This window comes from Halomonas sp. DP8Y7-3 (assembly GCF_019801675.1).
GTDB lineage: Bacteria > Pseudomonadota > Gammaproteobacteria > Pseudomonadales > Halomonadaceae > Halomonas > Halomonas litopenaei_A.
Genome location: NZ_JAHVIO010000004.1, coordinates 201,683 through 215,823 on the forward strand (window position 1 = coordinate 201,683; position 14,141 = coordinate 215,823).

Sequence of the window (14,141 nt, forward strand, 5' to 3'; positions counted from 1 at the left end):
TTTGAAGACGGCCCCTTGGAGCACGCCCCCCGGAGCATGCCCCCTTGAGGCCGTTCCTGTACCAGCACCCAGGTCATGCACTTCCAATGCCCTGGGGCTTGAGTGCTTGCTGACGCTTGAACAGCGGCAGCCACCGGCGTTGTGTTCTTGCCGCTGACGTCGGCGGGGCCAGGGAGGAAGGCTCATCGTCGAGATGCGTGCAGGTGTCTGGAAGGCGCATGTGAGCATTGGCCTCGGTCAACGCAACAGCCGTCTGCGTCAGGCGCTCGGCCTCTTGCCTGGAGCGCCGGACCATGTCGGCATTGCGTTGGGTCACGCTGTCGATGTCGGCCATCGCCTGGGTGAGCTGATCCAGGCCCTGATGCTGCTCGCCAGCCGCCTGTTCGAGTTCCACCATGCGTGCCCCCAGCTCGACGATGGCACCGGCGATACCTTGAATGGACGCATCAGCGTCACGGGACTGCCGGGCGCCGACTGCCACACTGGCACTGGAGGCCCCGGTCAGATCACGAATTTCGCCCGCAGCCTCCGCACTGCGCGCTGCCAGACTGCGCACCTCTGCCGCCACCACGGCAAATCCACGACCGTGTTCCCCGGCTCGAGCGGCCTCGACCGACGCATTGAGGGCCAGCAGGTTGGTCTGGAAGGCAATATCATCGATCAGCTTGACCATCGCCTGAACCTGGTCCGCGTGACGCTGAATCTCGGCCATGGCCGTTGCCACCGCGGCAACTCCTTCACTGCCGCTGGCAGCACGCTGCCCCACGTCGTCGGCCAGGCGATTGGCTGCACCGAGATGGGCCACCGTCTGCGCCACGGTCGCCGTCAACTGCTCCAGGCTGGCGACCGTCTGCTCCATGGCCGCCGCCTGCTGCTGGGTACGACGGGAAAGCTCACGGCCATCATCCTGCATGCGTTCAGCGTTGTGGCGGAGGCTATCGCTGGCCTCGCGCATGTCACGCACGTTCTTCACCAGGGCCAGACGCAGTGACTCAACGCCTTGATACAACTGCCCTACCTCGTTGTTGCCCCGGTCTGGCAGTGACCATTCGAGCTGCCCCTGAGCCAAGGCCTCAAAGTGGCGCAGCAACGCCTTGAGCGGCTGAAGAACGTGACGTCTCACGCCAAAGGCCAGCAACACAGACACCAGCAGTGACAGCCCCAGCGTCGCGGCCAGCGCCATGTTCATGCGGTCCGCCAGGTGGCGAAAGCCCGCTGCAAGCCGCGCCTCCTGCGCCAACGCCTCGGCCGAAAAGGCCTCCACACCCTCCACGAAGTCGTGGCTCATGGCGGTCAGGCGGGACTGCCCCGCATCGTAGCCCCCCAGGTCGCCCTCCTTGAGCAGCATCAATTGCAGCTCAAGGCCGGTACCGACCAGCGAGCGAAAGTGCTGTTCCAGCGTTGACCTGTTGCTCGCCAGGGCCTCACTGGCGTCCGACGCCATAAAATCGTCAAAGGCCAGCTTGGCATCCGTCAGCAGCGCCTCGGCCGCTTCGATGACCGGCCCCGGACGATCGAAGGAAGGGACCCGCGTCAGCCGCGCCGCCCGGTCCATCTCTACGCGTGAGCGAAAGACCTGGGTCTGAGCCAGGTTGAGCAGCCGAAATTGCTCGACATGCTCCTCTCGCATCGTGTCGAAGGCTTCACGGCCTTGTTGGTTGGCATACAGGCCAAGCCCACCAAGGCCCGCCATAAGGAAAAAGAACAGCGCCAGCACCAGCAGGCCGCCGGTGCGGATGGAAAGAAAGCGAAGAGGCGTCATCGGAGCAAGGTTCCCTGGTTGTCCCGTTTCTTGAGCGAAGGGGTGCGGCAGGAATACCAGCTATTGATGACAAGACTGTGTCGAAACGGGACTCGGCGCCCAAGGTAATGGCATACGGCTCACGCACAGCCTGCCTCGCGCCCAGGCGCATCTCGGGCTGGGGATAGGGCTGGTAAGAGGCCAGCCTAGACTTGCATGTTCATGACGTCCCGATAGGCCGATACCAGGCGGTTGCGCACCTGCTGGCCCATCTGGAAAGCCACGCTGGCCTTCTGCATGTCGACCATCACATCGTTGAGCTCGACGCCCGGAACGCCAGCCTGAAAGGCCTTGGCCTGGGTGTCGGCCGTCGCCTTCAACTCATTGATGCGCTGTATCGAAGACTTGAGTGCATCGGCGAAGCCGCCGTCGACTTCGGCCCCATCGCGCACGCCTGGAGGCTGTGCCGCAGAAACCTGACCGGCATCACGGGCCATGGTGGCCATCTGGGCCAGAACCGATTGCATCGCGGGTGTCGACATGTGAAGTCCTGGTGCTCGTTAGTCTGCAGGGAGTTCCCCGATCGTCGCAGGCAAGCCTACCAAGTCTTGCGTCCTGCTCATCGCCGTAAATGGCCGACAAAACATGGGCTATTTCAATCATTGGCTCGACCAGGCCTCGCGATAATAGGCATCAACACAGAACCGGGCATTGCCCGCGGCCACTCGACCAACGGACCACCGGTCATGCCAATGACTCGACTTTACACGTCTCTTCCGCACAGGAATCGTCCATGAGCGCCACGGCAGACGCCAAAGCCACCAGCGCGGGCCCCCTGTCCGGACTGACGTCAAGACTGGGTGGCAAGCCCTTGATTCCGCTGCTGCTGGCAGGGGCAGCTTCGATCGCGCTCATCGTCGCCCTGGTGCTGTGGGCCTCACGCCCGCAGTATCGCGTGCTGTTCAGCAACCTCAGCGAAGCCGACGGTGGTGCCATCATCACCGAGCTCGACAGTCGCGGCGTACCCTATCGTTTCTCCGCCGGCGGCCACGCCCTGCTGGTGCCGGACGATCAACTGCACACCCTGCGCCTGCAGCTGGCCGAACAAGGTCTGCCCCACGGCGGCAACGTGGGCCTTGAGCTGATGCAGGACCAGGCCTTCGGTATCAGTCAATTCGCTGAGCAGATCAACTACCAGCGAGGCCTCGAGGGTGAGCTCGCTCGCTCCATTGCCTCGCTGGGCCCGGTCGCCGATGCCAGGGTACATCTGGCGCTGCCCAAGGATTCGGTGTTCGTGCGCGAACGCCAGCCGGCCAAGGCCTCGGTGGTGCTGACCCTCGAGCCCGGCAGGCGAGTCGGAGAAGGCCAGGTGGCCGCCATGGTCCACCTGGTGTCATCCAGCGTGCCCGACCTGGCCGGTGAAGACGTGACGGTGATCGACCAGAACGGTCGTCTGTTGTCGGCGGCCAGCCACAGCGGGCTGGGGCTCGACGGCACCCAGCTCGACTACATCGCCGAGGTCGAGCGTTCCTACCAGCGACGGATCGAGGACATCCTGGCGCCACTGGTGGGCCCTGCCAATGTGCACGCGCAGATCACCGCTCAGATCGACTTCTCCAAGCGTGAAGAGACCCAAGAGCGCTACGGCCCCAATCAGCCCCCTAACCAGGCCGCCGTGCGCAGTCACCAGTCGAGCCTGGACATCAATGGCCAGGGCGATCTGGCCAGCGGCATCCCTGGTGCCCTGAGCAACAGCGCCCCGACCACCGCCGCGTCGCCGATTGACAACGGAGAGACCGACCCGGCGGCCGCCGAGCAGCCGGGGAACGCCCAGGACACCGCCGGCGACGAACAGGCCAGCGCCCAGCGAGTTCGCCGCGATGACGTCACCAACTACGAGGTCGACCGCCAGGTCTCCCACGTACAGCACCAGCGTGGAGGCATCGAGCGCCTCTCCGCCGCGGTGGTCATCAACTATCAGGATGGCGTCGACGACGCCGGCGAAGCCACCCGCACGCCCCTCTCCGACACCCAGCTGGCCGAGGTCGAGACCCTGGTGCGCCAGGCCATGGGCTACTCCGAGGAGCGCGGCGACGCCTTGTCCGTTGTCAACCGTCCGTTTACCCAGCCGGATGCGCTGGTCGAGCCGACCTGGTGGAAGGACCCCATGGTCCACCAGCTGGCCAAGGAGATAGGTCGTTACCTGCTGATCTTGCTGGCTGCACTGCTGCTGTACCTGCTGGTCCTGCGCCCGCTGATTCGCCGCTATACGGAAACCCCGCCAGCGCCTGCGATGCCCAGTGCCTTCTCGGCCCGGGTCGGCGACGAAGAGGCCGAAGGCGAGCACAAGGCTGATGGCGACAGCGAGTCAGGCGAAGACGAGGCGGCCACATACAGCCGTGACAACCGACGCAAGCGCAAGGCCAATGCCTACGAACAGAATCTCAATGACCTGCGGGAAATGGCTCAGGAAGACCCACGTCTGGTCGCCATGATCGTGCGCAGCTGGATGAACGCCAATGACTAGCATCGAAACCTCGAGCGGCATTCGACGCAGCGCCGTGCTGCTGCTTGCCCTGGACGAAGATAGCGCTGCAGAGGTATTCAAGTACCTGAATGCCAAAGAGATCCAGCAGATATCGCGGGAGATGGCCCAGCTCGGCCAGATCTCCCACGAAGAGATGCGAAGGGTCCTGCATGACTTCCACACCGAGACCGAGGAGTTCATCGGTCTCAACATGAATTCCAGCGAACACATCCGCTCGGTGCTGACCAAGGCACTAGGCAGCGAGCGCGCCTCGAGCCTGATCGAAGACGTGCTGGAAACCGCCGGCACCAGCAGCGGCATCGATGCCCTCAACCTGATGGAACCGGCCACCGTGGCCGAGCTGATCCGCGACGAGCATCCGCAGATCATTGCCACCGTGCTGGTGCACCTGGAGCGCCACCAGGCCGCCGATGTACTCGAACTGTTCGACGAAAAGCAGCGCAACGATGTGGTGCTGCGGATCGCCACCTTCAGCGGCGTTCAGCCAGCAGCGCTGCAGGAACTCACCGAAGTGCTGACCAGCATGCTCGACGGGCAGAACCTCAAACGCAGCAAGATGGGTGGCGTACGTACCGCGGCAGAGATCCTCAACCTGATGAATACCACCCAGGAAGAGGCCGCCATCGACACGGTGCGCTCCCACAGCGAGGACCTGGCCCAGAAGATCATCGACGAGATGTTCCTGTTCGAGAACATCGGCGACCTCGACGATCGCAGCATCCAGCTGCTGCTCAAGGAAATCGAGACCAACAGTCTGGTCATCGCCCTCAAGGGCGCTCCGGAAACCCTCAAGGCCAAGTTCCTGGTCAACATGTCCCAACGTGCCGCCGACCTGCTGCAGGAAGACATGGATGCCCGCGGCCCGATTCGGGTCTCCCAGGTGGAAGCCGAACAGAAGGTCATCCTGCAAGTGGTGCGCCGCCTCGCCGACAACGGCGAAATTGTGCTCAGTGGAGGGGACGAAGCCTATGTCTAAGGGCGTGCACAAGACGCATGACAAGGGGGCGCGGGCATGAGCCATTGGCGTCGCTGGAACATGGGAGCCCTGCCCGAAGATGCAGACGAGGCGCCCGCGCCTGACGCACCGACACGCAATGAGCTGGCTGCCGAGCGCCAGCGTGCGCGGGACGCAGGTCACCGTGAAGGCCATGCCCAGGGTCACCAGCAAGGCTTCGACGCAGGCCATGCCAAGGGCTATCAGCAGGGCCTGGAGCAAGGTCTTGCCGCCGGGCGTGCCCAGGCCGAGCAGGAAATCGCCGCCGCGATCGACACCCGTAGCGAGGAAGCGCTGGCTCCCTTGGCACAGCTGGTCGAAGACTTCCAGGCGGCGCTGATGCAGCTCGATGATGCCGTGGCGGAACAGCTGACCGACCTGGCCCTGGCCACCGGTCGACAGCTGGCAGGCGAGGCATTGAAGGCACGCCCTCGCCAGGTCGTGGAGCTGGTGCAACAGCTGCTGCATACCGACCCGCCGCTGGTAGGCCGCCAACGCCTATGGCTGCATCCGTTGGACCTGCGACTGGTTGAGCGCCACCTGGGAGAGCAGCTGGAGACCGCCGGCTGGACACTGCGAGCCGACGAACGTCTGCATCGGGGCGGCTGTCGCGTCAGCGGCGACCAGGGCGATATCGACGCCACCTGGGAGCGCCGCTGGCAGGCCGTCACCGCCCAGGTCCGCCGCCGCGCCCCCCGCGAGACGGACGACGACAGCACTAGCGGCGAGGACAGCGCCCCATGAACTCACCTCAGGCCCACCATCAGCACTGGCAGCGCGTGCTTCAGGCCGTCACCCAACGGGTTGACGGCCTGCCCGCTACGCGAGCCACCGGACGTGTCATTCGCGCCACCGGCATGGTGATCGAAGTGGTGGGTCTGCAGGTAGCGCTGGGTGACAGCTGTCGCATTGAACTCCCCGGTGAAGGCCCGCGCCAACCAGACGGTAGCCAGGCCAGCCAGTACGCCGAGGCGGAGGTGGTAGGCTTTGCCGGCGAGCGTCTGTTTCTGATGCCGCTGGGAGAGATCAGTGGCCTGATGCCTGGCGCCCGCGTCTTGCCCCTGGGTGAGGGTGGCGCCAATGCCTCGCGCCGCTTTCCATTGGGCGACAGTCTGCTGGGTCGCGTTGTCGACGGCACCGGCGCCCCCCTCGACGGGCTCGGCGAGCTCGACGACGCTCCCCGCGCACCGCTGGCCACCCCTCCGCTCAACCCCTTATCGCGGGCCCCGATCGACGAACAGATCGACGTCGGCATCCGCGCCATCAACGCGCTGCTCAGCGTAGGCCGCGGTCAACGCATGGGGCTGTTCGCGGGCTCGGGCGTGGGCAAGTCGGTACTGCTCGGGATGATGGCTCGCTATACCCAGGCCGATGTCATCGTGGTGGGTCTGATCGGGGAGCGTGGCCGCGAAGTACAGGACTTCATCGACAATATCCTCGGCCCCGAAGGACGCCGTCGTGCGGTGGTGGTCGCTGCCCCGGCAGATACTTCGCCTCTACAGCGACTCAAGGGGGCCGCCTACGCCACCCGCCTGGCCGAAGGTTTTCGTGACGACGGCAAGAACGTGCTGCTGATCATGGATTCGCTCACTCGCTACGCCATGGCCCAGCGCGAAATCGCCCTGGCCATCGGCGAGCCCCCGGCCACCAAGGGCTATCCGCCCTCGGTCTTCGCCAAGCTGCCGAGCCTGGTCGAGCGCGCGGGCAACGCAGCGCCCGGCGGAGGCTCCATCACCGCTTTCTATACCGTACTCACTGAAGGCGACGACCAGCAGGACCCGATCGCCGATTCGGCGCGGGCCATACTCGACGGCCACGTGGTGCTGTCGCGAGGCCTGGCCGAGGCCGGCCACTATCCCGCCATCGATATCGAAGCCTCGATCAGCCGTGCCATGAACGCCATCGTCGATGACGGCCAACGCCGCCAGGCACAGGGCTTCAAGGCCATGTTTTCACGCTATCAGCGCAACCGCGACCTGATCAGCGTCGGCGCCTACCAGCCGGGCCACGACCCGCGTCTTGACGATGCCGTGCGCCGCTACCCTGATCTGGAAGCCTTTCTGCAACAGCGAATCGACGAATGCGCCAGCCTGGAGGCCTCGCGTCAGGCGCTCTCGTCCACTCTGGGAGGAGCAGCATGAGCACCCCACTGGATACCCTGATCGAGCTGGCCCGAGATGCCCGAGACCAGGCCCTGCAGCATCTGGCCAGCGCCCGCCGCGACGAGCGCCAGGTGGCCGACCAGCTGACTTCGCTGGAGCACTACCGGCAGGAATATGCCGAGCGCCTGCACCAGGACATGCGTCGTGGCATCGATCCGGCCACGCTGCATAACACCCAGCGCTTCCTGATGTCACTGGATGACGCCCTGGCCAGGGCACGCGGCGCGCTCCAGCGGGAGCGTGACAAGGTCACCAGCAGCCAGCAGGAATGGCAGCAAGAACAACAGCGCCTGAGCGCCTACGACACCCTGGCACAACGCCGTGCACAGCAAGGCTTGCGTCATCAGGCCCGCCAGGAACAGCGCGTCAGCGATGACCTGATCAACAGCCGCCTGCAGCGTGGCAACGCCATTCCCGGCGGTTACTGAGCGATAAGGATATCCCATGGACCTGACTCTGCTGGGCCTCGCCGGCCCGTCCACGACCAACGTCGCACAGGCCTCGTCAGCAACGGATGGCCAAGCCTCCTCCGGCGGCGACTTCGCCGAGCACCTGGCCGCGGTGGCCGGGCTGGCTTCCTCGACGACGCAGCCTGGCGTGCAGGGGTCCCACAGTGGCGACCGCGGGGGCAGCGCAGCCTCGAAGGACGGCGATCAGAACATGGCTGGGGAACTCGTCGCGGCTCATCATCCTGATGCCGCGCTGCCTGGACTCAGCATGGCCCCCATCGCTATCCACGGCGAAGGGATGCCGGCAAGCGGTGAGCTTGCCATGGCCATCGCCCGCGCATCGGCGATCCAGGCGCACACGGTGACAGCCACGACAGCCAGTACTGGCCAGGGCGCTGGTCTCGCCCGTGCCGATGTCACCAGCGCGGCCCAGCTCACCGCAGGCCAGGCCAGCCTAGGTTCTCATGCCGCCGGTCCGCTCAATCCCACTCTGACGGGCCCTTCTCTGGCCAGCGCGGCCCAGGGCGCAGGGGCGATGCCATCACTGGCAGGGGGCACTGCGTCAACACAACTGGACGCCGTCACGGTGCCTCAAGCGTCAAGTGAAGGCGCGATGGGCGGGGTGGTGAGCGGCGCGTCGGACCGCGCAACGAACCGCGCGATGGCCACCTCCGTCGATCCTCTCGCCCTGCATCTGACGCCTCGCGGCGAGCATCCGACCCAGGCGACTACCAGCGCGGCCCAGCCGTCATCGCCGCTCGCGTCAGCGCCGTCAGCGCCGGTCTCCGACGCCGCTCAGCCGCCAGCGCCAACGACCCTGGCCAGCGGCATGTTGCAGGGTGCCAGCGAGGCTGCCGATCAGCCTCGTAGCGAAAGCTCGCTTGAGGCTCGTGCAGCCACCGATGGCCTGGCAGCTCCGGCATCCTTGAACAGCCGCGGCGCGGCCCCCCTGGCGGCGTCAGCGCTTCCCGCCAGCGCCGCAGCACTGTCCCTCAACCACAACGCCTGGCCTCAGCAGCTCGGCCACACCCTGGCGCGTCTTTCCAGCCAGGCCGGCGATGCCGAACAGAAGATCGAACTGCGCTTGCATCCTGCCGAGCTGGGGTCCCTGGGCGTCACTCTCAAGCTCGGCGAACATGGCGCCCAGGCGCAGTTCTTCTCGGCCCATGCTCAGGTCAGGCAGACCCTGGAGCAGGCCATCCCACAGCTGCGCGAAGCGCTGGCGGAGCAGGGTATCCAGCTCGGTGACGCCTCGGTCAGCGACCAGGGCACGCAACCGGGCTCCCAGGGCAACGCCCAGGACAGCGCCGCTAGCGGGGGCCAGGCCGCACTGGCCAGCGCTCCCTCCACAGACACAGGCCTCCAGGAGGCCACTTCCCAGCAGGCGCCGTCACTGCCCCTCGGCGAGGGGCGTGTCGATCTCTATGCGTAACGCTGTCGAGGCCTAGAGCATTGGCAAAAGAGTGCTCTGGTGAACTAGAGCGCTGGTGGAATCGCGCCTCGATGAAACAATATCCCAAGATAAGCACGAACTTGGTGCCTGTTCTTGCCATCGACACGCACCCTCAAGCGGCATACTGAGGGTGCGGCACATCCGCGTGTACCCATACTTCCCGTACAGGGACAACAGGCTCAGGACTTCAGGACATGGCGAAATCTCGACGGCTCATCTGGTTGCTGGTGATCCTGGTCATCCTGGCATCCTTCGGGGCTGCAGCCGGCTTCTACCTGCTCTACCAGGAGAAGGCCAAGACGTCCGCTCACGCCAGTCTCGAAGATGCCATCGGCGACACTCTGGTGGATGCCAGCACCCCGGCACACCCTGCGGTGGCGCCCATCTATCTCAAGCTGGAGCCCTTCACCGTCAACCTGGCAGATGACGACGATATTCCGCGTCTTCTGTATGCCGGCATGACGCTTCAACTGACCGATGAGCAGAGCCTGGAAACCCTGGAGCAGCACCGCCCCCAGGTGCGTAACAAGCTGCTGCTGTTGCTGTCGGACCGGGACGCCGAGAGTCTGGTGACGGCGTCAGGCAAGCGCGCCCTGGCCAGCGACATCGTCACGACCCTGAAGGACGTGCTCGGCCCCGATCGCGCCCGCATTGGTATCGACGACGTGCTGTTCACCGAGTTCATCGTCCAATAGGTCGCGATCATGTCTCAAGACGATCTCCTGTCTCAGGAAGAAATCGACGCCCTGCTCAAGGGTGTCAGCGGTGACGATGACACCGATGGCGAGGAAAGCGCGCCCCGGGGCCGCCTGCGCCCCTTTGATCCAGCCAACCAGCAGCGCATCATCCGTGAGCGGCTGCAGGCGCTGGACATCATCAATGAGCGCTTCGCTCGTCACTTTCGTACCGGCATGTTCAACCTGCTCAGGCGTAGCGCGGATATCACCGTGGATGCCGTTCGTTATCTGAGCTACAGCGAATTCTCACGCAACGTTCCGGTGCCCACCAACATCAACATCATCGCCATGAAGCCACTCAAAGGCTCGGCGCTGATCGTGTTTCCCCCCAGTCTGGTGTTCATGGTGGTGGACAACCTGTTTGGTGGAGACGGACGTTTCGTCACCAAATCCGAAGGGCGTGAGTTCACCAATACCGAGCAGCGCATCATCCAGCGGGTCCTCAACCTCGCCATCGAGGGCTACAGCGAAGCCTGGAAGTCGGTCTATCCGCTGGATATCAGCTACCTGCGCTCGGAAATGCAGTCCAAGTTCGCCAACATCACCAACTCGCCCAACGAGATCGTGGTCAGCACCAGTTTCCACCTTGAAGTCGGCAGCCTGTCGTCCACCTTCCAGGTGTGCATGCCTTACAGCATGATCGAACCGCTGAAGGACCTGCTGACCAACCCCCTCAGCGAAAGCAGTCGCGACAAGGACGGCGCCTTTCATCGCCGCATGGCCGGTGAGCTGCGCCACCCTGAGGTCGAGCTGGTCGCCAACTTTGCCACGGTCGACTCACGAATTGCCGACGTGATGGCGCTTTCCGTCGGCGACATTCTGCCGCTGGACCTGCCCGACACGGTGACCGCTCAGGTTGACGGCGTGCCGGTGATGGAGTGCGAGTACGGTAGCCAGCGCGAGCAGCGCGCGCTGCGCGTCCTGCGAATGTTCGATCACGCCGCCGGGCATCCCTCCGGCAATGCTTTCGTCAAAGGCACACGGCCTCCTTCCAAGGAATCAGAGCATGACTGACCCCAACAAGCCCGAAGACCAGGTCGGCGACGATGACTGGGCTGCCGCCATGTCCGAACAACAGGACAACGACGCCACCACGCCCGAGGACGATCCCTGGGCAGAGGCCATGGCGGAACAGCAGGCCGCCGACCCCAACGATGACACGGCAACCGCCGCCGACAGCCCCACCCCCAAGGCCGCCGGAGACAGCGTGTTCCGGCCACTGGGGGACAGTGCCAGCGCCAGCGGCACCCGTGATCTCGACATGATCATGGATATCCCGGTCAAGCTGACCGTGGAGCTCGGCCGCACGCGCCTGACCATCAAGCAGCTGCTGGAACTGGCCCAGGGGTCGGTGGTGGAACTCGAAGGCCTGGCCGGTGAGCCGATGGACATCCTGATCAACGGCTATCTGATCGCCCAGGGAGAGGTTGTAGTGGTCGAGGATCGTTACGGCATTCGCATCACCGAGATCATCACCCCCTCCGAGCGGGTACAGAAGCTCAACCGATGAACGAGACGACCACCAGCGCAGCGATCGACGGTCTGGCCCAGGGCGGTGACGGCCTGCTGGGCCTGGCGATGCTGGGCAAGACGGCAGCCGCCCTGGCCCTGATCATCGCCATCCTGTTCGGACTCTCGGCCTTGATCAAACGGCGCAGCGGAGGCCTGCATGGCCAGCCAGGCAGGCTCAAGATCATCGGCAGCACCGCCGTGGGCCAGCGTGAGCGTGTGGTGGTCGTGCAGGTTCAGGATCGCTGGCTGGTGCTCGGCGTCGGCGCAGGCCGGGTCAATCGCCTCGACAGCCTGCCAGCACCCGAGGAGCCAGAACTGCCGGCATCGTCCGCTGCGGCGGACAGCTTCGGCGAGCGCTTCGCACAAGCCCTCAAGACCAACCTCGGACAACGACCGCGTTGATGGGTATGGCGATGATCGACAGCCTGCTGCCTCACCCCACCGGCCGCCCTGCCGCGGGTTATTTCTGGCAGCCTCTGACGCGACGGTCACTGGCGCGACGACTGACACCGCTGCTGACCGTGGTGCTGGTGCTGGCGTTAGGCGGACTGGCCGCCACACCGGCGGTGGCGCAGCAGATCCCTGGCGTGATCAGCGAGCCCTTGGCCGACGGCGGCCAGAAATGGTCGCTGTCGGTGCAGACGCTGCTGTTGCTCAGCGCGATGGCATTTCTGCCGACCGCGCTGCTGATGATGACCAGCTTCACCCGCATCATCATCGTGTTGAGCCTGCTGCGCACCGCCATGGGCACCGCGTCCACGCCTCCCAATCAGGTCTTGCTGGGGCTGGCGCTGTTTCTGACCGCCTTCATCATGTCGCCGGTGCTCAATGACGTCTATCAGGATGCCTGGCTGCCACTGACCACCGATGCCATCGACTTCGGCCAGTTCATCGACATCGCCCAGCAGCCCTTCCGCGAGTTCATGCTCGGCCAGACCCGGGAGCCGGACCTGGCGATGTTTGCCCGACTGTCTGACGTCGGGCCCATGGCAGGCCCCGAGGACGTGCCCCTGCAGGTCCTGGTGCCGGCCTTCGTCACCAGCGAGCTGAAGACGGCCTTTCAGATCGGCTTCACCATCTTCATCCCGTTCTTGATCATCGACCTGGTCGTGGCCAGCGTACTGATGTCACTGGGGATGATGATGGTGCCGCCGGTGACGATCTCACTGCCGTTCAAGCTGATGCTGTTTGTGCTGGTGGACGGCTGGCAGCTGATCATCGGCTCCATGGCCGAAAGCTTCTACCTCTAGCACGCGCCAGCCACATCGCTCTAAGGAGATCCCCATGCACCCCGAGACCGTCATGAGCCTGGCCTATCAAGGAATGCGCGTGACCCTGCTGCTGGGTGCGCCGCTGCTGCTGACCGCCCTGCTCACCGGTCTGCTGGTCAGCCTGTTCCAGGCGGCGACCCAGATCAACGAGATGACGCTGTCGTTTATCCCCAAGATCCTGGCGGTGTTTGCCGTGCTGGTACTGGCGGGCCCCTGGCTGCTGGAACTGATCATCACCTTCACCCGGGAGCTGTTCAGCAATATCCCGGCCCTCGTGTCCTGACATAGCGTCAGTCAGCGGAACATGGCAAGTGGCCGAATAGCAGGGAGCGCTGTGAAGATCATGACCACCGGAAACACTCGGCTCCCATGGTAGAGGTCACCTTCGACCAGCTACACGCTTGGCTCAGCCTCTTCCTCTGGCCCATGATGCGCATCACTGCGTTGATGCTGAGCGCTCCCCTGTGGGGCCACAGCGCAGTGCCGACCCAGGCCAAGATTGGCCTGGCGGGCGCCATCGCCATCCTGATCAGCCCCATGCTACCCCCATTGCCCGATATTCCGATTGCCTCCTGGGCCGGCCTTGGGCTGGTGGTGGAGCAGCTGGTCATCGGGGTCGCCATGGGACTGTGCATCAGGGTGCTGCTGGTCGTGGTGCAGGCCACCGGTGAATTCATCGGCCTGCAGATGGGCCTGGCCTTCGCCACCTTCTTCGATCCGTCCAGTGGCACCAACATGGTGGTGGTCTCGCGCTATCTCTACATGATCACCCTGCTGATGTTTCTGGCCATCAACGGCCACTTGATCGTGCTGGAGCTGCTGATCACCAGCTTCGAAACGCTGCCGATCGGCATCCAACGCTTCAATCCAGATGCTTTCATCATGCTGGCGCGCTACGGTGGCACCATCTTCGCCACCGGCCTGCTGCTGGCTCTGCCACTGGTCGCCCCCCTTCTGACCATCAACCTGGCGCTGGGCATCCTCAACCGGGCGGCTCCCCAATTGACGGTGTTCAACATCGGCTTTCCCACCTCCCTCACCGTTGGACTGGCGCTTTTGATGGTGCTGATGACCGACCTGGGCCGCTTCCTGCAGCACCACTTCCATCAGGGTCTGAACGTTCTGCAGTCGCTGCTCGAGACGCTGGCCCCGCTGTCGAGCTGAGCCCTCACGACGCCTTCACCCTCTCTGCTGGCTGCGGCATAAAGCGCCGCCCTGATGCCCTTATCACCCTGATAGCATTAGCGACTGCTGCTCGACAGCAGCATCCTGAA

The 14,141-nt window shown here is 64.6% G+C and carries 15 protein-coding genes; 13 read left to right on the forward strand and 2 right to left on the reverse strand.

The window, feature by feature from the left end; translation table 11 throughout:
• Positions 1-73 precede the first annotated feature (73 nt).
• Together KUV86_RS06040 and fliE are read right to left on the reverse strand one after the other, a co-directional pair.
• Positions 74-1,762 carry a methyl-accepting chemotaxis protein gene (locus tag KUV86_RS06040; protein ID WP_222484092.1) on the reverse strand — a complete coding sequence of 563 codons (1,689 nt, stop codon included), beginning with the start codon at positions 1,760-1,762 and terminating at the stop codon, positions 74-76.
• 185 nt (positions 1,763-1,947) lie between these two features.
• Positions 1,948-2,283 (reverse strand): flagellar hook-basal body complex protein FliE, encoded by a 336-nt coding sequence (gene fliE / locus KUV86_RS06045; RefSeq protein WP_222484093.1) that lies wholly within the window; start codon positions 2,281-2,283, stop codon positions 1,948-1,950.
• 251 nt (positions 2,284-2,534) lie between these two features.
• Here fliE and fliF point away from each other — a divergent pair, with 251 nt between their 5' ends.
• From fliF to fliR, 13 genes are all read left to right on the forward strand, one after another.
• Entirely contained in the window at positions 2,535-4,268 is a 1,734-nt protein-coding gene (gene fliF / locus KUV86_RS06050; protein ID WP_222484094.1) for a flagellar basal-body MS-ring/collar protein FliF, read from the forward strand.
• Positions 4,261-5,265, forward strand: coding sequence for a flagellar motor switch protein FliG (gene fliG, locus KUV86_RS06055; protein ID WP_222162374.1), 1,005 nt, complete (start codon positions 4,261-4,263; stop codon positions 5,263-5,265). The genes fliF and fliG overlap by 8 nt, the downstream gene beginning before the upstream one ends.
• A 36-nt stretch (positions 5,266-5,301) precedes the next feature.
• Complete coding sequence (fliH, locus tag KUV86_RS06060; protein ID WP_222484095.1) at positions 5,302-6,027, forward strand: flagellar assembly protein FliH; 726 nt, start codon at positions 5,302-5,304, stop codon at positions 6,025-6,027.
• Positions 6,024-7,424 (forward strand): flagellar protein export ATPase FliI, encoded by a 1,401-nt coding sequence (fliI, locus tag KUV86_RS06065; RefSeq protein ID WP_222162372.1) that lies wholly within the window; start codon positions 6,024-6,026, stop codon positions 7,422-7,424. The genes fliH and fliI overlap by 4 nt, the downstream gene beginning before the upstream one ends.
• The gene (fliJ, locus tag KUV86_RS06070; protein WP_206943671.1) at positions 7,421-7,873 is read left to right on the forward strand and encodes a flagellar export protein FliJ; all 453 of its coding nucleotides are present in this window, start codon (positions 7,421-7,423) and stop codon (positions 7,871-7,873) included. The genes fliI and fliJ overlap by 4 nt, the downstream gene beginning before the upstream one ends.
• Positions 7,874-7,889: 16 nt before the next feature.
• Positions 7,890-9,326, forward strand: a complete 1,437-nt coding sequence (locus KUV86_RS06075; protein ID WP_222484097.1) for a flagellar hook-length control protein FliK — start codon at positions 7,890-7,892, stop codon at positions 9,324-9,326.
• 215 nt (positions 9,327-9,541) lie between these two features.
• Positions 9,542-10,042 carry a flagellar basal body-associated protein FliL gene (gene fliL / locus KUV86_RS06080; protein ID WP_206943669.1) on the forward strand — a complete coding sequence of 167 codons (501 nt, stop codon included), beginning with the start codon at positions 9,542-9,544 and terminating at the stop codon, positions 10,040-10,042.
• Positions 10,043-10,051: 9 nt separating this feature from the next.
• Entirely contained in the window at positions 10,052-11,098 is a 1,047-nt protein-coding gene (gene fliM, locus KUV86_RS06085) for a flagellar motor switch protein FliM (RefSeq protein WP_222162369.1), read from the forward strand.
• Positions 11,091-11,594, forward strand: coding sequence for a flagellar motor switch protein FliN (fliN, locus tag KUV86_RS06090; protein WP_222239033.1), 504 nt, complete (start codon positions 11,091-11,093; stop codon positions 11,592-11,594). Before fliM ends, fliN begins: the two co-directional genes overlap by 8 nt.
• The gene (gene fliO, locus KUV86_RS06095) at positions 11,591-11,998 is read left to right on the forward strand and encodes a flagellar biosynthetic protein FliO (protein WP_222162367.1); all 408 of its coding nucleotides are present in this window, start codon (positions 11,591-11,593) and stop codon (positions 11,996-11,998) included. The genes fliN and fliO overlap by 4 nt, the downstream gene beginning before the upstream one ends.
• Positions 11,998-12,846, forward strand: a complete 849-nt coding sequence (gene fliP, locus KUV86_RS06100) for a flagellar type III secretion system pore protein FliP (protein ID WP_315900964.1) — start codon at positions 11,998-12,000, stop codon at positions 12,844-12,846. Before fliO ends, fliP begins: the two co-directional genes overlap by 1 nt.
• A gap of 34 nt (positions 12,847-12,880) precedes the next feature.
• Entirely contained in the window at positions 12,881-13,150 is a 270-nt protein-coding gene (gene fliQ, locus KUV86_RS06105; protein ID WP_206943660.1) for a flagellar biosynthesis protein FliQ, read from the forward strand.
• An 86-nt stretch (positions 13,151-13,236) separates the two neighbouring features.
• Positions 13,237-14,031 carry a flagellar biosynthetic protein FliR gene (gene fliR / locus KUV86_RS06110; RefSeq protein ID WP_222162366.1) on the forward strand — a complete coding sequence of 265 codons (795 nt, stop codon included), beginning with the start codon at positions 13,237-13,239 and terminating at the stop codon, positions 14,029-14,031.
• Positions 14,032-14,141: the final 110 nt, after the last annotated feature.